This window comes from Pseudomonas sp. GW821-FHT09E12, assembly GCF_059416085.1.
This window is the reverse complement of sequence record NZ_JBWKOM010000014.1, coordinates 55,765-78,551: the sequence shown is the minus strand read 5'-3', so window position 1 is coordinate 78,551 and position 22,787 is coordinate 55,765. Positions and strand designations below refer to the sequence as shown.

Annotated in this window: 23 protein-coding genes; 12 read left to right on the top strand and 11 right to left on the bottom strand. The window is 63.6% G+C overall.

What is annotated here, in order from left to right; all coding sequences use genetic code 11:
* The first annotated feature begins 27 nt into the window (after positions 1-27).
* The 4 genes from AC07PQ_RS30265 to AC07PQ_RS30250 all read left to right on the top strand — a co-directional run bounded on the left by AC07PQ_RS30265 (position 28) and on the right by AC07PQ_RS30250 (position 5,902).
* The gene (locus AC07PQ_RS30265; RefSeq protein ID WP_493186735.1) at positions 28-3,063 is read left to right on the top strand and encodes a two-partner secretion domain-containing protein; all 3,036 of its coding nucleotides are present in this window, start codon (positions 28-30) and stop codon (positions 3,061-3,063) included.
* Between the two features lie 123 nt (positions 3,064-3,186).
* Positions 3,187-4,422, top strand: a complete 1,236-nt coding sequence (locus AC07PQ_RS30260) for a fimbrial protein (RefSeq protein ID WP_007928847.1) — start codon at positions 3,187-3,189, stop codon at positions 4,420-4,422.
* 94 nt (positions 4,423-4,516) lie between these two features.
* Positions 4,517-5,446: a LysR substrate-binding domain-containing protein gene (locus AC07PQ_RS30255; RefSeq protein ID WP_007928849.1), complete on the top strand. Its 930-nt coding sequence runs from the start codon at positions 4,517-4,519 to the stop codon at positions 5,444-5,446.
* Positions 5,447-5,539: 93 nt separating this feature from the next.
* On the top strand, positions 5,540-5,902 hold the full coding sequence (locus AC07PQ_RS30250; protein ID WP_007928850.1) for a 5-carboxymethyl-2-hydroxymuconate Delta-isomerase: 363 nt from the start codon (positions 5,540-5,542) through the stop codon (positions 5,900-5,902).
* Between the two features lie 24 nt (positions 5,903-5,926).
* Here the strand turns inward: AC07PQ_RS30250 and AC07PQ_RS30245 are convergent, their stop codons facing one another.
* The 5 genes from AC07PQ_RS30245 to AC07PQ_RS30225 all read right to left on the bottom strand — a co-directional run bounded on the left by AC07PQ_RS30245 (position 5,927) and on the right by AC07PQ_RS30225 (position 10,627).
* Positions 5,927-6,865 (bottom strand): LysR family transcriptional regulator, encoded by a 939-nt coding sequence (locus tag AC07PQ_RS30245; RefSeq protein ID WP_007928853.1) that lies wholly within the window; start codon positions 6,863-6,865, stop codon positions 5,927-5,929.
* A 184-nt stretch (positions 6,866-7,049) separates the two neighbouring features.
* Positions 7,050-7,961, bottom strand: coding sequence for a DMT family transporter (locus AC07PQ_RS30240; protein WP_007928854.1), 912 nt, complete (start codon positions 7,959-7,961; stop codon positions 7,050-7,052).
* A 16-nt stretch (positions 7,962-7,977) separates the two neighbouring features.
* Entirely contained in the window at positions 7,978-9,162 is a 1,185-nt protein-coding gene (locus AC07PQ_RS30235; RefSeq protein WP_493186734.1) for a cyanate transporter, read from the bottom strand.
* 260 nt (positions 9,163-9,422) lie between these two features.
* On the bottom strand, positions 9,423-9,893 hold the full coding sequence (gene cynS, locus AC07PQ_RS30230; RefSeq protein ID WP_009042607.1) for a cyanase: 471 nt from the start codon (positions 9,891-9,893) through the stop codon (positions 9,423-9,425).
* Between the two features lie 74 nt (positions 9,894-9,967).
* Positions 9,968-10,627, bottom strand: coding sequence for a carbonic anhydrase (locus AC07PQ_RS30225; protein ID WP_493186733.1), 660 nt, complete (start codon positions 10,625-10,627; stop codon positions 9,968-9,970).
* A gap of 123 nt (positions 10,628-10,750) precedes the next feature.
* Between AC07PQ_RS30225 and cynR the strand changes: the two genes are divergently transcribed.
* Positions 10,751-11,665 (top strand): transcriptional regulator CynR, encoded by a 915-nt coding sequence (gene cynR / locus AC07PQ_RS30220; RefSeq protein WP_007926920.1) that lies wholly within the window; start codon positions 10,751-10,753, stop codon positions 11,663-11,665.
* Here the strand turns inward: cynR and AC07PQ_RS30215 are convergent.
* A complete protein-coding gene (locus AC07PQ_RS30215) occupies positions 11,638-12,420 on the bottom strand; it encodes a transporter substrate-binding domain-containing protein (protein WP_493186732.1) in 783 nt (260 codons plus the stop codon). The genes cynR and AC07PQ_RS30215 overlap by 28 nt on opposite strands.
* Before the next feature lie 262 nt (positions 12,421-12,682).
* Between AC07PQ_RS30215 and AC07PQ_RS30210 the strand changes: the two genes are divergently transcribed.
* From AC07PQ_RS30210 to AC07PQ_RS30190, 5 genes are all read left to right on the top strand, one after another.
* On the top strand, positions 12,683-14,332 hold the full coding sequence (locus AC07PQ_RS30210; protein WP_493186731.1) for a phosphoethanolamine transferase: 1,650 nt from the start codon (positions 12,683-12,685) through the stop codon (positions 14,330-14,332).
* A gap of 84 nt (positions 14,333-14,416) precedes the next feature.
* Positions 14,417-15,100, top strand: coding sequence for a class I SAM-dependent methyltransferase (locus AC07PQ_RS30205; protein WP_007926917.1), 684 nt, complete (start codon positions 14,417-14,419; stop codon positions 15,098-15,100).
* A 123-nt stretch (positions 15,101-15,223) separates the two neighbouring features.
* Positions 15,224-16,357: a ribonuclease D gene (rnd, locus tag AC07PQ_RS30200; protein WP_007926916.1), complete on the top strand. Its 1,134-nt coding sequence runs from the start codon at positions 15,224-15,226 to the stop codon at positions 16,355-16,357.
* Positions 16,354-16,647, top strand: a complete 294-nt coding sequence (locus AC07PQ_RS30195) for a YcgL domain-containing protein (protein WP_007926915.1) — start codon at positions 16,354-16,356, stop codon at positions 16,645-16,647. Before rnd ends, AC07PQ_RS30195 begins: the two co-directional genes overlap by 4 nt.
* Positions 16,648-16,774: 127 nt before the next feature.
* Positions 16,775-17,707, top strand: a complete 933-nt coding sequence (locus AC07PQ_RS30190; protein WP_007926914.1) for a D-2-hydroxyacid dehydrogenase — start codon at positions 16,775-16,777, stop codon at positions 17,705-17,707.
* Between the two features lie 127 nt (positions 17,708-17,834).
* Here the strand turns inward: AC07PQ_RS30190 and AC07PQ_RS30185 are convergent, their stop codons facing one another.
* Positions 17,835-18,428: a nitroreductase family protein gene (locus AC07PQ_RS30185; RefSeq protein ID WP_007926913.1), complete on the bottom strand. Its 594-nt coding sequence runs from the start codon at positions 18,426-18,428 to the stop codon at positions 17,835-17,837.
* Positions 18,429-18,707: 279 nt separating this feature from the next.
* Between AC07PQ_RS30185 and AC07PQ_RS30180 the strand changes: the two genes are divergently transcribed.
* Both AC07PQ_RS30180 and AC07PQ_RS30175 read left to right on the top strand, forming a co-directional pair.
* Entirely contained in the window at positions 18,708-19,157 is a 450-nt protein-coding gene (locus tag AC07PQ_RS30180) for a YcgN family cysteine cluster protein (RefSeq protein ID WP_007926912.1), read from the top strand.
* Positions 19,158-19,203: 46 nt separating this feature from the next.
* A complete protein-coding gene (locus tag AC07PQ_RS30175) occupies positions 19,204-20,442 on the top strand; it encodes a hypothetical protein (RefSeq protein ID WP_007926911.1) in 1,239 nt (412 codons plus the stop codon).
* Positions 20,443-20,567: 125 nt separating this feature from the next.
* On the opposite strand, the gene AC07PQ_RS30170 is transcribed toward AC07PQ_RS30175, so the two are convergent.
* From AC07PQ_RS30170 to AC07PQ_RS30155, 4 genes are all read right to left on the bottom strand, one after another.
* On the bottom strand, positions 20,568-20,945 hold the full coding sequence (locus AC07PQ_RS30170; protein WP_007926910.1) for a YgaP family membrane protein: 378 nt from the start codon (positions 20,943-20,945) through the stop codon (positions 20,568-20,570).
* Between the two features lie 88 nt (positions 20,946-21,033).
* Complete coding sequence (locus tag AC07PQ_RS30165; protein ID WP_007926908.1) at positions 21,034-21,501, bottom strand: RNA methyltransferase; 468 nt, start codon at positions 21,499-21,501, stop codon at positions 21,034-21,036.
* Positions 21,502-21,685: 184 nt separating this feature from the next.
* Positions 21,686-22,051 carry a YajD family HNH nuclease gene (locus AC07PQ_RS30160; RefSeq protein ID WP_007926907.1) on the bottom strand — a complete coding sequence of 122 codons (366 nt, stop codon included), beginning with the start codon at positions 22,049-22,051 and terminating at the stop codon, positions 21,686-21,688.
* 49 nt (positions 22,052-22,100) lie between these two features.
* Positions 22,101-22,787 (bottom strand): spermine/spermidine synthase domain-containing protein, encoded by a 687-nt coding sequence (locus AC07PQ_RS30155; RefSeq protein ID WP_493186730.1) that lies wholly within the window; start codon positions 22,785-22,787, stop codon positions 22,101-22,103.

Here is a 22,787-nt window from a genome sequence, read left to right as displayed (position 1 = left end):
ACGTTCTTTAGTGAAGAGGGCGTTACCGTGAACAAAATGTATGCACTGGTTTGGAACCAGGCCCTGGCATGCTGGAATGTGGCTCATGAAGGGGCACGTCGCCGGCGCAAGTCGGGTGCGCGCAAGGGGATGGTCGTGGCGGCTGTCAGCCTGCTGGGAGCGGGCGCCATGTCCTCGGCATTCGCCCTGCCGACGGGGGGAACCGTGGTGCACGGTACGGGCGATATTCTGGTCTTCGACAATAACAAGGAAATGTCGATCAACCAGCATACCGACAAGCTGATCACCAACTGGAACGACTTCAGCGTCGCAAAGGGCGAGAGGGTTACCTTCAACCAGCCCGGTAAAAGCTCGGTTGCGCTGAACCGCGTCATCGGAACCAATGCCAGTAACATCCAGGGCCGGATCAATGCCAATGGCCAGGTGTTTCTGGTCAACCCCAACGGCGTAGTGTTCGGCCAGGGCGCCCAGGTCAACGTGGGTGGTCTGGTGGCTTCGACCCGAAGCATCAGCGACGATGACTTCAAGGCCGGCAAATACAATTTCTCGGGCAACTCGTCGGCGGAGATCATCAACAACGGCGACATCATTGCCGACCAGGGCGGCAACGTGGCGCTGCTGGGGACCAACGTTCGCAACGATGGGGTGATCCAGGCGCAAATGGGGCGGGTGGTACTGGGGGCGGGGGACAAGTTCACCGTGAACTTCGACGGCAACAACCTGCTCAACCTGCAAGTCGATGGTGCCGCAGTGGATGCCCTGGTGAAAAACGGTGGCCTGCTCAAGGCTGACGGCGGCCAGGTGCTGATGACCGCCAAGAGTGCCGGCGACATGTTGCGGACTGTGGTCAACAACCAGGGCACCATCGAGGCCAATACCCTGCGTGGCACAGCCGGCAAGATCACCCTCGATGGCGGCGATATGGGCAAGGTGCTGGTAGGCGGGGCGATGACCGCCAGTGCCATCGGCGCCGTGGGTAACGGCGGTGTGATCGAGACCAAAGGCGCGAATACCGAGGTGCAACTGGCGACCCGGGTCAATACCCAGGCCAGCAACGGCCAGACCGGCAGTTGGAAGATCACCTCGCGCGAGGTCAAGGTCAATCCGACAGCGGCATCGGGCAGCGACACCGCCTACGCCGATACCTTGTCGAACAACCTGGCGACCACCAATATCGAACTGGCCAGCAGTGCCGGCGATGTGGTGGTGGGTGGTCCCGTCACCTGGAACAGTGGCAATCAGCTGAAGCTGTCTTCCAAGCGCGACATTGAGGTCAATGGCGGACTGGCCAGCACCGGTATCAAGGCCCGGGTCGAGATGAATGCTGATAAAGCCATCCGGCTCAACGGCAACGTGACCCTCAGTGGTGCCAATGCCAGCCTCGGGATGAACCATGGCAGCGGCTATGCCCTGGGGCAGGACGCGAAGGTCACTCTGTCCGGTACCGGGGCCTCGTTCGATTCGAACGGCGCGCTTTACGATGTCATTCAAAACACCGCCCAGTTGCAGGCGGTCAATAACAACCTCAATGGCTTGTATGTCCTGGGGACCGACATCAAGGGGTACGGCAACTTCAAGTCCATTGGTGGCAATGGCACCTTCTCTGGCGTCTTCGATGGCCTGGGCAATACCGTCAGCGGTTTCACGGTGACCAATACCGGGCCTATGGTTGGTCTGTTCGCCGGCAACTCGGGCAGTATCAGTAACCTGAAACTGGCCAACATGACCGTCAATGGCACTACCTCCGGAGTGGGCTTCAGCTATATCGGCGGCCTGGTGGGGGTGAACACCGGGACCCTGACCAACGTCAGCGCCACTGGCCTGCGCGTCAACGCCAACGCCTCGAACACCAACGTCGTGGGTGGTTTGGTCGGGCTCAATGCTGGCGGTGCGATCGATCGCGCATCGGTGGGGGGCAACTCCTACGTGAATGGCAACAGCTATACCACGTCGGTGGGTGGCCTGGTCGGTGAAAACGTTTCAGGGGGTGCGGGTTCCGCGAGTATTACCAACAGTTTGGCGAATGTCGCCATCGGCGGGTACCTGGCGCGCAACTTCGCTGGTGGTGCGGGCGGCCTGGTCGGTACCAACAGGGGCGGTTATATCGCCGACTCTTCCAGCAGCGGTTCAGTCGGTAACTACTCGTACAGTTATGTGGGTACGAATATAGGCGGGCTGATCGGTTACAACCAGGCAGGCACGGTCGAGCGGTCCAGCTCCTCGGCAACGGTGCAGGGTCACAGCGCCAGCAACATTGGCGGCCTGATCGGGTTCAACACCAACAGTGCGGTCAGAGAGTCCAGCTTCAGCGGTAAGGTCAACGGTTACGGCAGTGCCTCGGCAGGCGGGCTGATCGGTTACAACCAGAACAGCACGCTGAACGACGTCAAGACCAGCGGTACGGTCTACGACACTTCGGGCACTAATGTCGGTGGCCTGGTCGGCCAGAACTTCTACGGCAAAATAGACACCGCCGAGGTCTTGGCCAATGTCACCGCGGGCGCCAACAGCAATACCGGCGGGCTGATCGGCAGCAACTACGGCGGTACTGTCAGCCACGTCGTGGCCCGCGGCAAGGTCGTGGCAGGCAGCAACAGCAATGTCGGCGGGTTGATCGGCAACAACGACGGTGACCTGAGTTCGGTCGAAGCCAGTGGTGAAGTCCGGGCCGGGAGCAACAGCTTCGTGGGTGGCCTGGTGGGTACCAACGGTCGCACCCTGGGCTCGACTATCGAAACCGCTACGGCCAAGGGCACTGTCTACGGTGATCGGGACAGTAACATCGGTGGGTTGGTGGGGCAGAACCATGGCCAGATCTCCAACTCCCTGGCCCTGGGCTCGGTGAGCGGCGGTTACTACACAAGGCTCGGCGGCCTGGTGGGGCTGAACATGGGCAAAGTTCGTCAATCGGTGGCCAGTGGCAAGATCAACGCCAATTACCCGAGCTACCAGACTTACGGCGGCCTGGTCGGCGTCAACTATGGCGAGATGAAATACAACTCGGCACTGGGCGAGGCTGCCCAGGTACCGCTTTCCGGCATGAACCTGGGAATCATCCAGTAACCCTCGGCACCACCCGCTGATACCCAGGTATCGCGGGTTCCCGATACGTCATGCCGCGGCATGGCGTATCGGTTTTTCAGGATTCATCACCTCTTTCAGGATGACCCGCGATGCGGGTCTTCCATGAGCAACGAAACCCGGTCGGCCAACACGGCCGGGCTCAAGCAGAGCATGGAGAATGGCCCCATGACCCACCTATTGGCGTTGAGGCCCGCCGGCCACGTACGTCGGTTCTACCGCAGTGCCCAGGTACTGGCTTGTCTGCTCCCGGGCTTGATCGGCGCGACGGCCCAGGCCGCCTTGGTGGAAAGCCAGGCGATCGACTGCTCGTTCAGTAACGGCGCCGGCCGGCCCTGGGTGGAAGTGACGCCGTTGACCAGCACCACGCCGGTAGGCTCCGTCCTGTGGCAACGACCGGTGGCCCTGATCACCAACTACCGATATGGCGGGGCTACGGGGAACAAGGCCCATGAGCTGGTCTCTGCCGGATACTGGACCGCGGGTACACCGCTGCCCGACGCCATCGCCCCGACCAACATCGACGGCATCGGTTTCAAGATCGCGGTGAACTCCTCCGACGGCGTCCTCAGGAATATCACCCAGGTGTCCAAACCCGTAGCGCTGGAAAAGAACCAGGTTATCTATGACCCCAGCGCAGGCCAGAACCAGCGCTCGCTGATGGTGACCAACTATCTGCAATCGCTGATCCTCACGGTGCCCCCCAGCCAGTTGCCCAGCGGCGAGCTGGTGATCGACCGTGTCGCCGGCAGCTCGGGGCTGATGCTGTATGCGGTCGACCTGCTCAAGGGGGTGGCCAGCCTGGGAGGGGAGGTCACCATCCCGAGCGACAACATGCCCATCGGCATCTGCCGCAAGCCCTACTCGTTGATGGGCCCCGCCATCATCAATATGGGCGGGGGAGGCGGGATCACCGTTCCCAACACCTGCGTGGTGGAGTCGTACAGGACCATCCCGGTGAAGCTCGGGCGTTTCTCCCTGGCCAATTTTCCCAAGGTGGGTTCGACCTCGTCGCCGGTACCGTTTCGCATCGAGCTGAGCCAGTGCGCATTGAATGCCAGGCCGCAGATCACCTTCACCGACAAAGTTGCCGCTCACACCGACCCGTCGGTACTCAACCTTGCGGCTTCGCCCAACAGCGCCAAGGGCTTCGGCATCATCATGATCAACGACCTGAACGGGCAGCGGGTCAAATACGACGGCACCCGCTACGACATGCAACGGGTGGGCGACAGCGCGATCATCCCGCTGCGGGCCGGCTACATCCGCACCGGCAGCGATGCCGAGGTCAAGGTCGGCGACGCCGATGGCGCGGCGGAGTTCACCTTTACCTTCCCCTGAGTCATTCAGGGTTGAACCAAGCCCCTTCGATGGCGATAGACGCCGTTGCGGGGCCTTTCTACACTGGGCTCCGACCTGGGGATGGAGCACGCGGATGAATCGCAACGAACTGCGCAAGGCCGATATCAACCTGATGGTGGTGTTCGAAACCCTGATGCTCGAGCGCAATGTGACCCGGGCGGCGGAGAAGCTGTTTCTCGGCCAGCCGACCATCAGTTCGGCGCTCAATCGCTTGCGCGCGATCTTCAACGATCCGCTGTTCATTCGTGTGGGCCACAGGATGGAGCCGACCGCCCGCGCCGAGGAGCTGATCCAGCACCTGTCGCCGGCGCTGGATGCCTTGTCCTCGGCCTTGAGCCTGACCCACGATTTCGATCCCGCCAGCAGCACCATGACCTTTCGCATCGGCTTGTCCGACGACGTCGAGTTCGGCCTGTTGCCGCCGCTGCTGCGGACCTTGCGCCAGGAAGCGCCGAAGGTGGTGTTCGTGGTGCAGCACGCGGACTACTGGCGGATCCCGGACCTGCTGGCCGCCGGCGACATCACCGTGGGCATCAGCCAGACCCGCGGGCTGCCGGCCAATGCCAAGCGCAAGCTGCTGCGGCATATCCAGCCCAGCGTGCTGCGCGCCGATGCCAGCGACACGCCACTGACCCTCGACGAATACTGTTCCCGTCCGCATGTGCTGGTGTCGCACACGGCCAATGTCAGCGGCTTTGCCGATGAATGGCTGGCCGAGATCGGTCGACAGCGCCATGTGGTGTTGTCGGTGCCGCAGTACAGTTCGCTGCCGGCGTTGCTGGCGGGGACCGACATGATCGCCAGCCTGCCGGACTACACGGCGGCGGCCATGGCCGCGTCGGGGCAGTTGTTCCAGGAGCCGTTTCCGTTCAAGACCCCGACCCTGGACCTGTCCATGGTCTGGCTCAGCCATGTCGACACCGACCCGGCCGAACGCTGGCTGCGTTCGCGGCTGGAGGCGTTCATGAGCGACCGCGACCTGGCGCCGCTCAAGGCGCGTTGAATCTCTTATCCCTTTGTAGAGGACTCAGGCAGGCGGTCGCGAGGCGTGTAGTATGGAGCGCCTTTTCACCCCCACCTTTCAGGGAGATCCGCCATGCCTCATCTGCATATGGAATACACCGCCAACCTGCCGCAACTGGATGCCGACAAGGCCTTGCTGCGGTTCAACAACGCGTTGGTGGCGTCCGGGCAGTTCGCTGAATACGACATCAAGAGCCGCGCGCGCAAGGTCGAGACGTTTCGCGTCGGCACCGGCCTCGGCGAGCGGGCGTTCGTGCATGTGAAGCTGTCGTTGCTCAGCGGGCGTTCGCCAGAGATCAAGAAGCAGCTTTCGCAAAGCCTGCTGGCGGTGCTGCAGGAACTCTGTGAATGGCCGGCTGGCGTCGAGTTGCAACTGGCGGTGGAGATCCTGGATATCGACCGCGAGTCCTACGGCAAGCTCAGCATCGGCCACTGAGCCGGAATGCCACAGGGCCTGGCCCTACAATAGGCCCTGTTGCGCGCAGACCTTGACCACTTGCTCGCGGAACCAGGTGTTGGCGCTGTCCTGGTCGGTGTGCGCGCTCCATTGCATGTCCAGGGTAAAGCCCGGCAAGCCGTTGGGCGCTTCGCAATGGCTGAACACCGCGTCGTTGGTCAGCAGCGCCTGGATGCGCCGTGGCAGGGTCAGGATGAAGTCGGTGCCGGTGATCATTTTCAGCGCCGCGCTGTAGCTGTTGGAGCGCGCGACGATCTGCCGCCGGTGGGCCTGGCGGGCCAGCCAGCCATCGACCATGTTGGTGGTCGAGGTCCAGGGCGTGGGGTAGACGTGCCGGCGCTCGACGAACGACTGCAGGCTGAAGCGCGGCTCCAGCGGCGGCGTCGCGCGCTTGTCGAAGACACACACCAGGTCATCCTCGAGCAGCACCTGCGACTTGAGGTCGGGGTGGTTGTGGTGAAAGTTCGGACCGAAGCAGACCACCAGGTCCAGGCTGCCGTCGCGCAGTTCCTCGGCGGGGATATCGGTTTCCAGCTTGTGCACGTTGACCGTCACCGGCAGGTCGGCGAAGTCGAATCCCTTGAGCAGCCGCGGCAGGATCAGCAGTTCGAAATATTCCGGCGCGCAGACATTGAAGGTGACGGCCTGGCGGGTCGGGTCGAAAGCCTGGACCCCGGAATGGCACAGGTTGATGCTCTCGAGAATCTTCAGCACATGACTGTACATGGTGCTGGCTTTGTAGGTCGGACGCATGCCGGTGCGGGTATTGATGAACAGTTCGTCCTCGAAGCCGGTGCGCAGTTTTTTCAGGCAGTAGCTGACGGTCGACTGACTCACGCACAGGGTTTCCGAGACCCCGGTCACGCTGCTTTGCTCGTACACGGCGACGAACACCATCAGGTCCTGCATATCGAGCTTTCTAAGCAAGTTACTGTTCAGCATCAGTTCCGTCTCGTTGAGCACCTCGCGCGGTCGTGCGCAAACCTGCCTGATGCTAACGGAACGATCGTCCTAATTGAATCCTTGCCCCGGGGTTTCACGGATAGCGAAGGGACAATTAATTCCGAGAACACGACCTGTGCGGTATGGCGCGGCGCGTAGCGGCTTGTCCCTTGGTGTTGAGCCTTCAACCGGGCACCGGGACTGGCCGGCGGCTGCCGAGGATCAGGGCGAGCATGCCCAGGCCCACCAGCAGCGCGCCGAGCAGCTCGCCCGGCAAGGGAGGCCGGCCCAGCACGAACCAGTGGAAGAGGGTGATGAACAGGGTGCTCAGGTAGATGTAGGAAATGACCGTGGCCGGTGCGATCACCCCGATGGCCCGGTGCAGCAGCCAAAAAGTCGCCAGGGTGGCGAACAAGGCCAGGTACAGCAGCCACAGGCCGTCGTTGAGAGTGAGCAGGACGGCGCTGCGCCAACCACCGCCCGGCAGGCAGAAGGCGAACAGGAACAGCGCGCCGAACAACATGTTCCAGAAGGTCATGGCGGCCGGGCTGCGATCTTTCAGGCTGGTGGTTTTCAGCCGTTGGCTCAGCGGCGAATAACCGGCCATGGCCAGGCAACCGACCCCATACACGCCGACCGCGTAGAGCGACGGCATGCCCTCGGGGCCCGAGCCCCTGAAGGTCAGCAGCGTGGCCCCGGTGGCCGCCAGCAGCACCGGCAACAGGCGGTTTTTTGCTGGGTTGTCGCTCAGCAGGAGGCCCTCGAACAGCAGGGTCAGCAGCGGTACCAGGGCGAACAGGATGCCGGTATTGACCGCCGAGGTATGCCGCAGCGCCTCGAACAGCGAAGCGAAATAGATCGCCAGCAACAGGCCCAGCATCCCATGCGCCCGCAGCCCGGCGCGGTTGATCCGGAACGCGCCGTTGAGCCACAGCGCCGGCACGAACATCAAGGCCGACAGCAGCAGGCGCAGACCTGTCAGCAACAGCGGGTCGACGGCCTGGCTGACCCGGGCCGCGGCAAAAAACGAGGCGGCGATCAGCACCGCCCACAGCAGCATGCCGAGATGGGCGTTGAGCAAGCTGGCGGGTTTCATCGGAGCGTTTCCCGGGTCATTGGAAATGGCGAAGGTAGTGCCGCGGATCGAAGCGCAGGACCATCAGGATCATCAGCGCCATGACCGCGGTCAGCGACCACCAGGCCCACTCGAAACTGCCCAGGCGGTCGCGGATGATCCCGGCGAGCAGTGGCGACAGGCCGGCGATCAGGTAGCCGATGCCTTGCACGAAGGCCGTCAGGCCACCGGCACGCCGCGGATGGTCCAGATGGTCGAGGGACACGATCAGGCTCATGGGAAACAACCCGCCGATACCCAGGCCAAGCAGGCACGGCCAGAGCAGGCTCAGGTTCCGGGGGCTGAGGATCAGCCCGCAGAAGCCGGCGATGATCAGTACCAGCAAGGCCACCAGCACCTGGCGGCGGTCTTGGCTGCGGTTGGCGATGGCCGGTGTCACCAGGCCCGAGACCACTTCCATGGCGGTGAGAAATCCCAGCAGCAGGCCGGCGTCCTGTTCGCTCCAGCCCTGTTCCACGTAATAGGGGGCCAGCCACGCCAGGACGCAGGTGTAGGACGCCGTGCCCAGGCCGAAGAAGATCGCCAGCAGCCAGGCGCGACGGTTGCCGGCAAAAGATTTGTGGTGCGTCACGGCGCCTGGCAGTTTCGGCATGGCCGCCCGTTGCGCGTACCAGAACAGCAGCGCCAGGACCGCCAGCGCCGCCCAGATCGCCAGGCCCAGCCGCCAGCTGCCGGTGCGGCTCATCACCAGCGGGGCAAAGGACGCCGCGACCGCCGCGCCCCCCATGATCGAGGTGACGTACAGGCCCATGAACAGCGAGACATTGTCGGGAAAGCGCGACTTGATCAGTGCCGGCATCAGCGACTGGATCAGGGCGATGCCGAGGCCGGCGAGCACGGCGCTGAGGATCAGTTCGGCGGCCGAATCGAGGAACAGCCGCGACAGGGTGGCCAGGCCAATGACCAGCAGCGAAATCACCACACTACGGTGGTCGCCCAGGCGCTGGCCGATGCGCACGCCGAAGAACATCGCCAGGCCCATGGCCATGACCGGCAGCATGGTCAGCAGCGCGGCGCCGCTGAAACTCAGGGCGATATCGCCACGGATGCCGGACAGCAGGGGGCCGACGGCGGCCATCGACGGCCGCAGGTTCAAGGCCACCAGCGTCACGCTGAGCATCAGCCAGAAGACGGGGCGGGTTGTCGCGCGAACGTTTTCCATAACCAGACCTTGAACAATTCAGGCGCTGATTAGGCGGGGAGGGGCGTGGTCGGAGCAAATCAGAAAGTGTGCAGGACTATCTAGAAATCAAATAACACCTGTAGCCGCTGCCGCAGGCTGCGCTGGGCTGCGAAGCAGCCCCCAAACCTGCGCACGCGGTCTGCCGGAAGCACCACGTTGCCCGGGCCAGTCCTGCGGCCTGGATCGCAGCCTGCGGCAGCGGCTACAGGGGCCCGCGACGGTGCGCGGGCCTCGGGCGATCAGAACGGCTTGGTCGGCAGGTACTTGCCATCCAGGGTGATCACCGCGCGGGAACCGCCCTCCGGGTCTTCGACTTTCTTGATGTCGAGCTTGAAGTTGATGGCGCTGATGATGCCGTCGCCGAACTGCTCGTGGACCAGTGCCTTGAGGGTCGAACCGTAGACCTGGAGCATTTCATAGAAGCGGTACACGGTCGGGTCGGTGGGGATGCCGCCGGGGATGCTGCCGCGCGACGGAATGCTTTGCAGCAGGCGGCTGGCGTCCTGGTCCAGGTCGAGCTTGCTGCAGACCAGGTCGGCGGCCGCGGCCGGCAAGGCGTGCTGGCCGAGCAGGGCGGCGGTGACGAACGCCAGGCTCAGGCCGGTGCCGTCGGTGAGCTGTTGCCACGACAGGTTCTTGCGCGCCTTGGCGTCGATGATGGTGTCGGCCAGGGCCAGGCGTGGGGCTTGGGCGAATTGGGATTGCAGCATGTCGAGTTCCTCGTTGGGGATGGTGAAACGGTTGTTGAGCGAGCCGTTGAAAAAGGCTTGTGAAAAGAGAGCACTCACGCCGCGTGTCGCGGTTTGCCGGCCAAGGCGCAGGCGTCGGGGTGTTCGGCCAGGGACACGAAGCCCTGGCTTGGGCCATCCAGCGCGGCAATGGCGCCGCTGGCAATGTCATAGACCCAGCCATGCAGGTTCAGCCGGCCCTGCTCCAGGGCCAGGGCGACCGCGGGATGGGTCTTCAGGTTAGCCAACTGGGCGATCACGTTTTCCCGCACCAGGGCATCCAGGCGGGCTTCGTCCGAGGCATGGCTGCGGGCGGCATTGACCACCTTGGCCGACTCGGCATGGCGCAGCCAGTTGGCCACCGCCGGCAGATGGTCCAGGCATTTGCAGGTGGAGATGGCGGTCATGGCGCCGCAGTCCGAATGCCCGCAGATCACGATGTCGCTGACCCCGAGCACGGCCACCGCGTACTCCACCGTGGCCGACACACCGCCCGGTTCCGGCCCGTAGGAGGGCACGATATTGCCGGCGTTGCGGATCACGAACAAATCGCCTGGCTCCTGCTGGGTCAGCAGTTCCGGCACTACCCGGCTGTCGGAGCAGGTGACGAACAGGGTGCCGGGGTTCTGGGTGGTGGCCAGTTGCTTGAACAGCTCGCTGCGTTTCGGGAAGGCTTCGCGCTGGAACTTGAGGAAGCCGTCGATGATGTGCCGCATGGTGGTTCTCCTTGCATCGCTGATGGCGCAAGGATGGGAAATTTCAGCTATAGCGTCCAAGACTGGCTTGTTATGCTGGCCATAAGTACTGCCTATAGTTGGCGGTCCTGGCCTGGAGACACCATGCTGCTACGTCATATCCGTTACCTGCTGGCCGTCGCCGAGCACGGCAACTTCACCCGCGCCGCCGAAGCCTTGCACGTGTCCCAGCCGACGCTGTCGCAACAGATCAGGCAACTGGAGGACAGCCTCGGCGCGCCGCTGTTCGACCGCTCGGGGCGCACCGTGCGCCTGACCGACGCCGGCGAGGCCTATGTGCGTTATGCGCGGCTGGCCCTGCAGGACCTGGAGGCTGCCAGGCGCGCCATGCATGATGTGCAGGATCTGCGGCGCGGCTCGTTGCGCCTGGGCATGACCCCAACCTTCATCACTTACCTGGCGGGGCCGCTGTTGACCCGTTTCAACCAGCGGTATCCGGGGATCGCCCTGAGCCTCGAAGAGATGACCCAGGACCGACTGGAAGCGGCCCTGGCCGAAGACCGCCTGGACCTGGGCATTGCCTTTGCCGGACAGCACCTGCCGGATATCGACAGCCAGCTGTTGTTCGAGGAGAGCCTGAGCCTGATGGTCAGCCGCGAGCAGCAGCCCGAGCTACCGCGGGAACTGACGGCGGCCGAGCTGGAGCGGCAGCCGCTGGTGCTGCTCAGCGGCGATTTCGCCACCCGCCAGCATATCGACCGTTATTGCCGCGAGCAGGGCATGACGCCGCGCATCGCCATCGAAGCCAACTCCATCGGCGCCATTGTCGAAATCGTTCGCCGCGGACAACTGGCGACCATCCTGCCGCTGGCCATCACCCAGGAGCAGCCGGGCCTGAGGCCGGTGATCCTGCAACCGCCCCTGGCGCCCCGCAGCGTGGCGCTGCTGGGGCGCAAGGGCGCTTATCGCAGCGCCGCGTGCCAGGCTTTTCGCAAGCTGCTGACGACTGCTTTTCGCGAGCGGCTGACGGCTCAGGGCGTGGGCGCCGCCAGCCACTGATTGACCACGCCGCTGTAGAAACCGGTGGCCTTGCTCAGGTGCAGCCACTGGTCGACATAGCTTTTCCAGGCGACGTCGTCCCGTGGCAACAGGAAGGCTTTTTCACTGTATTGCAGGTACTGCTCGGGGTTCACCGCGCACAGCCCCGGCTTGAGTTTCTGCTGGAAGCGCGCTTCGGAAGCATCGGTGATCATCACGTCGGCCTTGTTCTCCAGCAGTTGCTCGAAAATGGTCACGTTGTCGGCGAACAGGGTCAGGCTGGCCTTGGGCAGGTGGGCCCGGGCGAAGATTTCGTTGGTGCCTCCCGGCGGTTCGATCAGGCGCACCGAAGGCAGGTTGATCTGCTCGACGGTCTGGTAGCGCTGCTTGTCGGCGCACCGCACCAGGGGGATTTTCCCGTCGACGCCCAGGGTGTCGCTGAAGAAGGCTTTCTTCTGTCGCTCCAGGGACACGGAAATACCGCCCACGGCGATGTCGCACTGATTCGCCAGGAAGTCCGGCATCAGGGTTTTCCAGGTGGTCTTCACCCACTTCACCTCGACCCCCAGGCTTTGCGCCAGGGACTGCGCCATCGAAATGTCGATGCCTTCGTAGGCACCGTCCGCGCGCAGGTAGGTGTAGGGCTTGTAGTCGCCGGTGGTGCAGACGTTCAGGTGTCCGCGTTCGATGACCTGATCCAGGTGCGAGGTGCTTGGCGCGGCAAAGGCCGGGGCGCTGAGGGTCAGCAGCGAGCAGAGCAGAAGGCGTGCTTTCATGCGGTCGATCCTTGATGACGAGGGAGTGGCCGAGGGCGGCTCATTATTTGCGCCAGGCTCGAACGGGGCAAGGCGCATCGCTCGCCAGGGCGTTGCGGATTGTTTTTGCCGAAAAAGTTTTGGCAAAGGGCTATGCCAACTATTTGTTGGCTTCTTTTTCACGAAACGTTGATGGTCGGCTACCTAAAGTTCGTGCTGTCGTGGGCCGTCATTGAATAACAGGCCTGACGCCGCACTTCTTTCAAGGAACAAGTCGATCGTCATGCTGAACATCAAGCCCCTGCGTCCCGAATGGGTGACGCTGATTGCCTGCGCCTTTTTATTGCTTGGCTGCAACTTTGTGCTCTGGCAGCACCTGTTTAGCATTACCGCCTCGGACACCCGCGGCATTGCCATGCGCGTGGCTTTCGGGGTGATGATCTTCTGTGCCTTCAACCTTATCCTGACCTGGCTGGCGTTTCGCCGGATATTTAAGCCGGTGCTGGTTTTATTGTTTATGGTCAGTGCCGGCGTGGCTTATTTCATGAGCCAGTACGGAGTGCTGATAGATGCCGGAATGTTTCGCAACTTCGCCGAAACCAATGCAACGGAAGTGCGTGACTTACTCTCCCTGAAGTTGCTTGTTTATATTCTGTTGCTGGGTGTATTGCCTTCCTGGTTACTGTGGAAAGCCCCGATCAATTATCGTCGCTGGCACCGCGAGTTATTGAGCAAGTTGCTGGTATCCGTTATGTGCGCGGCGGCCATTGGTGGGGTAGCCCTGGTCAACTATCAGGGGCTGGCCTCGCTGTTTCGCAATCACCATGAATTGCGCCTGATGATAGTGCCGAGCAACTACGTGGGCGCCTCCATCGGTTACCTGCGCGAGCAAGTGGTTTCGGCGCGCCAGCCCTTCGTCAAGATCGGGGAAGATGCCCAGCGCAATCCGACCTGGCAAAACCATGCGCGCAAGTCGCTGACGGTGCTGGTGGTTGGCGAAAGTGCCCGGGCCGAGAACTTCGGCGTGCTGGGCTACGAGCGCGACACCACGCCGAAACTCAGCCAGGAAAACGGCCTGATCGCCTTTACCGATGTGTCGTCCTGCGGCACCGAGACCGCGGTCTCGGTGCCCTGCATGTTCTCCAACATGGGGCGCAAGAACTACGACGCCAGCAAGGCGAAGAACGAGGAAGGGCTGCTGGACGTGCTCAAGCGCGCCGGGCTCGAGGTGATCTGGCGGGACAACCAGTCCGGCTGCAAGGGCACCTGCGACCGGGTGACCCTGGACGATGTCAGCAACCTCAAGGATCCGGCGCTCTGTGCCAACAGCGAATGCCGCGACGAGATCCTGCTCCAGGGCCTGCAGCACTTCATCGATACCCTGGACAAGGACACTGTGCTGGTCCTGCACCAGATGGGCAGCCACGGGCCGGAATACTTCAAGCGTTACCCCAAGCAATACGAGCGCTTCACCCCGGTGTGCCAGAGCAACGCCCTGAACAATTGCAGCCGCGAGAGCATCGTCAATGGCTACGACAATACGCTGCTGTACACCGACCACGTGCTGGCGACCCTGATCGACCTGTTGCGCAGCAACCAGGACAAGGTCGATACCGCCATGCTCTATCTGTCGGACCACGGCGAGTCCCTGGGCGAATACAACCTGTTCCTGCATGGCACGCCCTACATGCTCGCGCCGTCGCAGCAAAAACATGTGGCGATGCTGGCCTGGTTCTCGGACAGCTATCAGAAGGCCTTCTCGGTGGACACCCATTGCCTGCAACTGAGCCGGGAAAAACCGCTGAGCCAGGACAACCTGTTCCACTCGATGCTCGGTCTGCTGGAAGTCGACAGCCGGGTCTACCAGCCTGACCTGGACCTGTTCGCCGGCTGCCGGGGAAGCGTGGTCGACGGCGTGCTGGCGCGGCAATGAAGCCTTGATCGGCGTTCGACCTTTTTTTCACGATCGGGGCGGTAACCTGTTTTTCATCCAATACTTACAAGAGCCAGCAGATCCATGTCCGCGCACCCTCCATCCCCCCTCGAGCTCGAGTTCGCCAGGCGTTATGACCAGGCGCACGCGCGCGTCTGTGGCGACGAGCGCCCGCTCGGGCTGGGGCGGCGCCTGTCGTTGTGGCGCGACGAGTGGCTGGTTCGCCGCGCGTTGAAGGTGGCGGGCGAGCCGGGGCTGATTCTCGATCTTGCGTGCGGCGCGGGGCGTTTCTGGCCGGTGCTGGGCGAGCACAGTAATCGGGTGATCCTGGCGGCGGACCCGTCCCAGGACATGCTCAACCACGCCCAGACCCATCACCCGGCGAGCCTGCTCAGGCGGGTCAGGACTTTCCAGAGTTCGTCGTTCAGCATCGGCCTGTCGGCCAATGCGGTGGACTGCATCGTCTGCCTGCAACTGTTCCCCCATGTCGCCAGCAGCGAGGCGCGCCTGGCGTTGCTGGGCGAATTCCATCGGGTCAGTCGCGACTCGGTGATCCTCGCGGTGCGCATCGACAGTCGCTTGAAAGTCATGCGCGACCGGCTGGAGGGCAACGACACCCTGCAATTGCAGCGTGCTCCACGCATGGACGTCAGCCGGGCGCGGGTCGAGGCCGAGTTCAAGGGGGCGGGGTTCGAAGTGCTCAGCCACCAGGATTTCATTCCCGGCTGCGCCGCCTGGCGGGTTTACGTCCTGCGCAAACAGGGGTAGTCGACGGCGTTCGGACTATTCTTGTGGCCCGGGCGCCGATTTCGCGCAGGCTCTTGTCGAGTGAATGCTCAGAAATCGCCGAGGGCGATATATACTGCGCGCCATTCTTCAAGGGAGAGCCGTGTGGCCATCGATATTCACTGGATTCGCGACAACGATAGCCTCGGTCAATTCTGCACCGAGTGGCAGAAGCTGCCATTCGTCGCCCTCGACACCGAATTCATGCGGGTCGACACCTTCTATCCGATCGCCGGCCTGTTGCAGGTCGGCGATGGCCAGCGCGCTTACCTCATCGACCCCTTGACCATCGACGACTGGCAGCCGCTGGCGGCCTTGCTGGAGAACAGCGCGGTGGTCAAGGTGGTGCACGCCTGTAGCGAGGACCTCGAAGTCCTGCTGCGCCTGACCGGCAGCCTGCCGGCACCGTTGTTCGACACGCAACTGGCGGCCGCCTACCTGAACCTGGGTTTCTCCATGGGCTACTCGCGGTTGGTCCAGGAAGTGCTGGGCATCGAGTTACCCAAGGGCGAGACCCGCTCCGACTGGCTGCAACGCCCGCTGTCGGAAACCCAGGTCAGCTACGCCGCCGAAGACGCCGTGCACCTGGCGGAGGTCTTCACCCGGCTGCGGCCGAAACTGTCCGAGGACAAATACAACTGGGTGCTGGAAGACGGCGCCGAGCTGGTGGCCAACCTGCGCCGCGAAGTCGATCCCTATGAGGTCTACCGCGAGGCCAAGCTGGCCTGGAAACTGTCCCGCGCGCAACTGGCGGTGCTGCGTGAACTTTGCGCCTGGCGCGAGCGTGAGGCACGGGCACGGGACCTGCCGCGCAACCGGATCGTGCGCGAGCACTCGCTGTGGCCGTTGGCCAAGAGCCAGCCGGACAACCTCGGCGCCCTGGCGAAAATCGAAGACATGCACCCGCGCACCGTGCGTCAGGACGGCGAGTTCCTGCTGGGCCTGATCAAGCGTGCCGCCAGCGTCAGCCCCGACCAGTGGCCGCCGGCCGTCCCCGAGCCGTTGCCGATGGAAGCCTCGGCCCTGCTCAAGCGCCTACGCGCCGTGGGCCAGGCCGAAGCCGAGCGCCTGGGCATCGCCCCGGAACTGATGCTGCGCAAGAAAACCCTGGAAAGCCTGCTCAAGAGCGGCTTCCCCAACGGACCCTACCAATTGCCCGATTCGCTGCGTGGCTGGCGCCGCGAATTGATGGGCCAGGCGCTGCTCGACAGCCTGGCCACCGCCGGAGAACAGCCATGAAACGTATCTGCTCGATCTACAAAAGCCCGCGCAAGAACGAGATGTACCTCTATGTGCTCAAGAGCGATGCCCTGGAGCGCGTGCCGGAAAACCTGCTGGCGGCGTTCGGCAAGCCGCAGCACGCCTTCGACCTGGTGCTGAGCCCGGAGCGCAAGCTGTCGCGCGAGGACATCCACCAGGTGCTGGAGAACCTTGAGAAGCAGGGTTACCACCTGCAGATGCCACCGGCCGAGGACGAGTACATCGAGCACTTGCCCGAAGAGCTGCTGCGCCGTAATGATCCGGTCTGACGGACACCTGTAGATGCCCTGTCCGGGGCATCGTTGAAAATGGAACTGATTCTATCTGGCGGCTGCCGCGATCGATGGAGCGATACTCCGTCGGTGGCTGCCTGCACCGTTTTGTAAGGTTTGAACCATGCGCGTTCTGATTGCCGAACACGATCACGCTATTTATGCCCGTTTGTTGCGTCAGCTGGCACCTGACCTGGAAGTGCTCACCAGCGGCGATTCCGCCGAGCTGTCGAAGCTGGCCGCCGACTGCCCGGTCTGGCTCGGCCAGCCGGACCTGCTGGCCACCCTGTTGCGCCAGGGCCACCAGCCGCAGTGGCTGCAATCGACCTGGGCCGGCATCACGCCGCTGCTCGCCGACGGCCTGCCACGCCATTACCGGCTGACCCGCGCCGTGGGGATCTTCGGCCAGGTCATGGCCGAATACGTGCTCACCTACATGCTCGGTCACGAGCGCGAAGTCTTGGCGCGCCTGGTCAGCCAGGTCGAGCGCAAGTGGGATAACCGCACGGGCCAGAGCCTGGCCGGGCGCAAGGTGCTGATCGTCGGCGCGGGCGATATCGGCCAGAGCGTGGCGCAGTTTCTCTTGCCGTTCGGCGTCGAACTGTACGGCATCGCCAGTGAAGCCCGGGAGCAGGCGCCGTTTGTCGAAGTCGCGGCCTTGGCGGACCTGGGACGTTTGGTCGGTGAGGTGGATTATGTGGTCAACCTGCTGCCCAACACCCCGCACACCCATGACCTGTACGACGCGGCGCTGTTCAAGTGTTTCAAGCCGACCGGCCTGTTCATCAACGTCGGTCGCGGGGTCGCGGTGGTCGATGCGGATCTGGTGGAAGCCTTGAAGGAAGGGCATTTGGCGGGGGCGGTGATCGACGTCTGCCGCCAGGAACCGCTGCCGCAGCGCCATCCGTTCTGGACCGCCTGGGGCCTGTTGCTGACCGGTCACAGTTCGGCGCCGACCTCGCCGACCCTGATGGCGCAGCTGTTCATCGACAACCTGCGGGCCTATCAGGCCGACACGGCGTTGCGTGGCGAAGTGGATTTCACCCGCGGGTATTGAGGGGAATCACAGACTCTGTAGCCGCTGCCGAAGGCTGCGATAAGTCCGAAGGACTTCAGCGATCTCAAGATCCTGCGCCCACGTTGTGGGCGATCGCAGCCTGCGGCAGCGGCTACAGGTTGCTGGTTTACAGGCTGAAATCGCCTTCGGCCGCGGTTTCGCTCAGCGGGCGACGCGGGCTTGGCTCTTCGCGGGCCTGCAAGTATTCGGCGAGGCTCGCCTTGTCACCCAGCTTGCCGACGGCCACGGCGGCATGCAGGGCATAACCTTCTGGAATCTTCAGCTCCTTGCGGGTCAGCTCCTGGTCGAACCCGGCCATGCCGTGGGTGTGCCAGCCGCTGATGCTGGCTTGCAGCGCCAAGTGGCCCCAGGCCGAACCGGTGTCGAAGGTGTGCCACAGGGCCGGGGTTTCCTCGCTGGCGCCAGGCGCGGTGAAGGTGGTTTTCGAGATCACGATCACCAATGCCGAGGCGTGCTGCGCCCAGCCACGGTTGAACTCGTTGAGCAGGCCGAGGAAACGTTCCCAGTTCGGCGTGTCGCGGCGCGCATACAGGAAGCGCCACGGCTGCGAGTTGTAGGCCGACGGCGCCCAGCGCGCGGCTTCGAAGAAGCTCAGCAGGGTTTCCTCGGGAATGGCTTCGCCGGTGAAGGCGCGCGGCGACCAGCGCTCGGTGAACTGCGGGTGGATGGCGTACTCGGCAACGCGGGGATTGGCGCTCATGACAGGGATTCCTGGCTACGTTTGAGAATGAAAGGTGGATAAACCGGCAAGCGCAGTTGAACTGAGCAACGGGGTTTTTCCTGACCCTGGGCGATTCACCGGTGCGACGCGGTCGAGCGTTAATGGCACGCGGACATAGGGCTTTGCGACAGGCAAAGCTACTGCGCGGCATGCGGCCTGACAAGTAGTGCCTTACCGACAGTCGCCAGCGCTTGGCCCGCGGGGCCTTGGGCACTAGACTGGCGGCCTTTTCCCTGTCCGATACCGATTACCTGAGCCATGGCCGCCAAAGTTGAACCCTTCTGGATCCGCAAAACCCTTGAACAACTCGATCAGGAGGAGTGGGAGTCGTTGTGCGACGGTTGTGGCCTGTGCTGCCTGCAGAAGCTCGAGGATGAAGAAGACAACAGCGTCTACTACACCCGCATCGCCTGCAAACTGCTGGACCTGAAGACCTGTCAGTGCAGCGACTACGCCAACCGCCGGGCCTCGGTGCCGGATTGTATCCAGCTCACCCCGGGTAAGGCCGATGAGTTCAAATGGCTGCCGCCGACCTGCGGTTATCGCCTGGTCAGCGAGGGCAAGGACCTGCCGCTCTGGCACCATCTGGTGTGCGGTGACCGCGACGCGGTGCACCATGAGCGCATTTCCCAATCCGGACGGATGCTCGCCGAAGGCAGCGTGGCCGAGGAAGACTGGGAAGATCATCTGATTTTCCGCGCCGGCTGAGGGTACGCCGCGCTCGCGTTCAAGGTTGTTTCACGAAGGAGTGTGTATGGCTGTGGGGGCAAGGCTGGCGCTGGCCGGCTGGCTGCTGGTGCTCAGTGCGCCGGGGTGGGCGGCGAAAAAAGTCGATCTGGATTACCACGTGCGCCTGTTGCCGCAGAGCGATCAGGCCGAGGTGCGCCTGACCCTGGCGGACGGCGCGGCGGTGCGCAGCCTGGATTTCGACCTGGGCACGCATGGCGATTACAGCGACTTCAAGGCCGACGGCCAATGGCAGTCCGGCGCGGCCAAGCCTCCCGCGGTACAGCGCGGCGTATGGCGCCCGGCCGGCGGCAAGGCCAGCCTGAGCTACCGGGTGCGGATCAGCCACAGCCTGAAGAAGGACAGCTTCGACAGCCGCATGACCCCGCACTGGGCCTTGTTGCGTGGCGACACGCTGGTGCCGGCGGCGAAGCTCGACCAGCAGGACGGCATCGAGCTGGTGTCGCGCCTGGAGTTCGAGTTGCCCGCGGGCTGGAAAAGCGTGGAAACCGCCTGGCCGCGGATCGGCAAGAACCGTTTCCGTATCGATAATCCCGCGCGCCTGTTCGACCGGCCCACCGGCTGGGTGCTGGCCGGTGCCCTGGGCAGTCGTCGCACCCGGCTGGGGGAGACTGAAGTCACGGTGGCCTCGCCGCAAGGGCAGGGCATGCGGCGCATGGATGTGCTGACCCTGCTGACCTTCGTCTGGCCGCAGATCCAGGCAACCTTTCCCCGTCATCCAACCAAGTTGCTGATCGTCGGCGCGGCCGACCCGATGTGGCGCGGCAGCCTGGCCGGGCACGATTCGCTGTTCTTGCACAGCCGCCTGCCGCTGGTCAGCGAGAGCGGCACCAGCCCGCTGCTGCGCGAAGTGATCCAGGTCTTTGCCCGGATCAATGACAGCGAGCGCAGCGACTGGATCGGCGAGGGGCTGGCGGAGTACTACGCCATAGAGTTGATGCGCCGCGCCGGCGGCATGAGCGACGAGCGTTACCAGGCCCTGGAGACCCGGTTGGCCAAGAGCGGCCACGGCGTCAGCAGCCTGCGTGGCGAACAGGTGGACGCGCCGGTGGTGGCCAGGGCGGTGCTGCTGTTGCAGGAACTGGATCGGGAGATCCGCCTGAAGACCCGCAACAAGCGTTCGCTGGATGACGTGACCCGGGCGGTGATGCGTCTGGAGCGTGTCAGCACCAAAGAGTTCATCCAGCTCAGCGAGAGCGTGCTGGACGGCTCGTCGAAGGTGCTCGACAGCGATTTGTTGCGCTAGTGGGGTCGACCGCTTTGCGGTCATCGCGAGCGAGCTCGCTCCTACAGGTTTTGCGCAACCCCCTGTAGGCGCGAGCTTGCTCGCGATAGCGCCGGTTCATTCAACGCGGCGTTCGAGGCCGCCGATCAAACCCCGGCCTTGGGCGATTTCAACGAATCGTTGCCGGTTACGGTCGCGGTACGGGTGGCCGCCTCGGCATTGGCCTTGAGGGTTTTCAGCTCCGCGCCGGCACGCTCGATCTTCGCCCGCACGTTATTCATATCCTGGCGGCTCTTCTCCAGCAGGCTTTTCGCCGAGCTGTGGCCGGTGATGCCACGGGCCAGGGCGACCCCGCCGATGGCCACCTGGATCAGGCCGAACACACCGCCACGGCGCAGGCCCTTGCCGACCATCACCACGCCGCCGGCCAGCGAGCCGATGCGCTCCCAGCCTTGTACGTTCTGCTCCGCCGGGCTCTGGAAAGGGGTGGTTGCGATGGGTTCCAGTTGTTTGCTGTCGCTCATGATCTGTCTCCAGGGGGGATGGATATAAAGCTGACTGCGCTGGCGCGGCGCTTGTTCCATCGAATGTACGGCGAACTTGAAGCAGTGCTCAGAACTTGGGGCCGGAGCGGGTGTTGTTGCCCTTGGCCAGGCGGTCGTAGAGCACCACGTTGACGGTGGCGGCGAGGTTCATGCAGCCGGTGGTCGGGATATAGACCACGTCTTCGCACCAGTCGCGGATGTCCTTGTCCAGGGAGCCGTCTTCCGGGCCGAAGATGTACAGCGCGCGATCCGGGTGGGTGTACTCCGGCAGCGAGCGGGCGCCTTCCACCAGTTCCACCGCCACCGGCACGCAGCCCAGGGGCAGGATCTTCTTCAGGTCGTCGATGCCGATCAGCGGGATGTCCTGATGGACTTTCTTGGTGTCAGTGACGAAGTCGCGGGCCCGTTCATAGCGCTTGCCGGTGTAGAACACCGACGCGACGCCATAGCAACCGGCGGCGCGCATCACCGAACCGACGTTCTCCGGTGACTTGGGGTTATACAAACCAATGCAGCTGTACCTTTTGTTTGCCACGAGCGGGGTGCCTTCGAGAAAAATCGCGATTATACGGGGATTGGACGAGGGGCGTGAGGCTCGTGGATAGCAGCGTCCCGGCTGACGCCAGCGCAAGCAAGCTCGCTTCTACAGAGGTACGCAAGAGCTGTAGGAGCGAGCTTGCTCGCGAAAGAAAGGACCGGACAAAACAGCCGTGGGGACGTTATTCGTCGTCTTTCTTCATCAACCCCGCCAGCGCGGCGAAGGGGTTGTGGGTGGCCTTGGCGACTTTCGGCGTGCTCAGGGAGCCTTCGCCGAAGTACTGCTGGTCGGTGTAGCGCGAGTGTTCGTTGTCGTGGCAGTACAGGCACAGCAGTTCCCAGTTGGAACCGTCCTGCGGGTTGTTGTCGTGGTTGTGGTCGCGGTGGTGCACGGTCAGCTCGCTCAGGCGCTTGCCGGAGAACTCGCGGGCGCAGCGCCCACAGACGTGCGGGTACATCTTCAGGGCCTTGTCGCGGTAGCCCATCTCGCGGTCGCGCTGGGCGTCGGCGAGGATGCGGTCGAGCTTGGAGGTGTTGGTCGAACTCATGGGTTCACCTTTATGCAAAGACTAATGACGGTAATGAGCCCAGTTTAGCTCAGGCTTTGAGCTTCTCGGCAATCCAGATGGTGTGGCGGGTGCCCTTGTTGCCGTGGGCGAAGACCTGCACTTGCTCGGCCTTGAAGCCGGCCTTGCGCAGCTTGTCGGAGTATTGCTTGTCGGCACTGGCCGACCACACGGCCAGCACACCCTTGGGCCGCAGGGCCCTGGCGCAGGCCGCCAGCCCGGCGGCGGAGTACAGCCAGCTGTTGGCCTTCTGGGTCAGGCCTTCGGGGCCGTTGTCGACGTCGAGCATGATCGCGTCGAACCCCTGGGGTTCGGCCTGCAGCACCTTGGCCACATCTTCCAGGCGGATCACCGTGCGCGGGTCGAGCAGCGGCCGGCCGGATTTCTCCCCGAGCGGTCCGCGGTTCCATTCGACCACCCCCGGCACCAGCTCGGCGACCACCACTTCGGCGCCCTTGCCCAGGTGCTTGAGGGCCGAGGCGAGGGTGAAGCCCATGCCCAGGCCGCCGATCAGCACCCGCGAATTCGGCCGCCCGGCGACCTTGCGGCAGGGGATCTCCGCCAGGGCGTCTTCGGAGCCGTGCATGCGGGTGTTCATCAATTGCCCGCCGTCGCCGCCCTGGATCTTGATGACAAAATCCTCGCCGTATTCGAACAGGCACAAGGCACCGCCATTTTCGGGAATCGGGGTGGTGCCGAGCAGAACGAAACGTTTCAT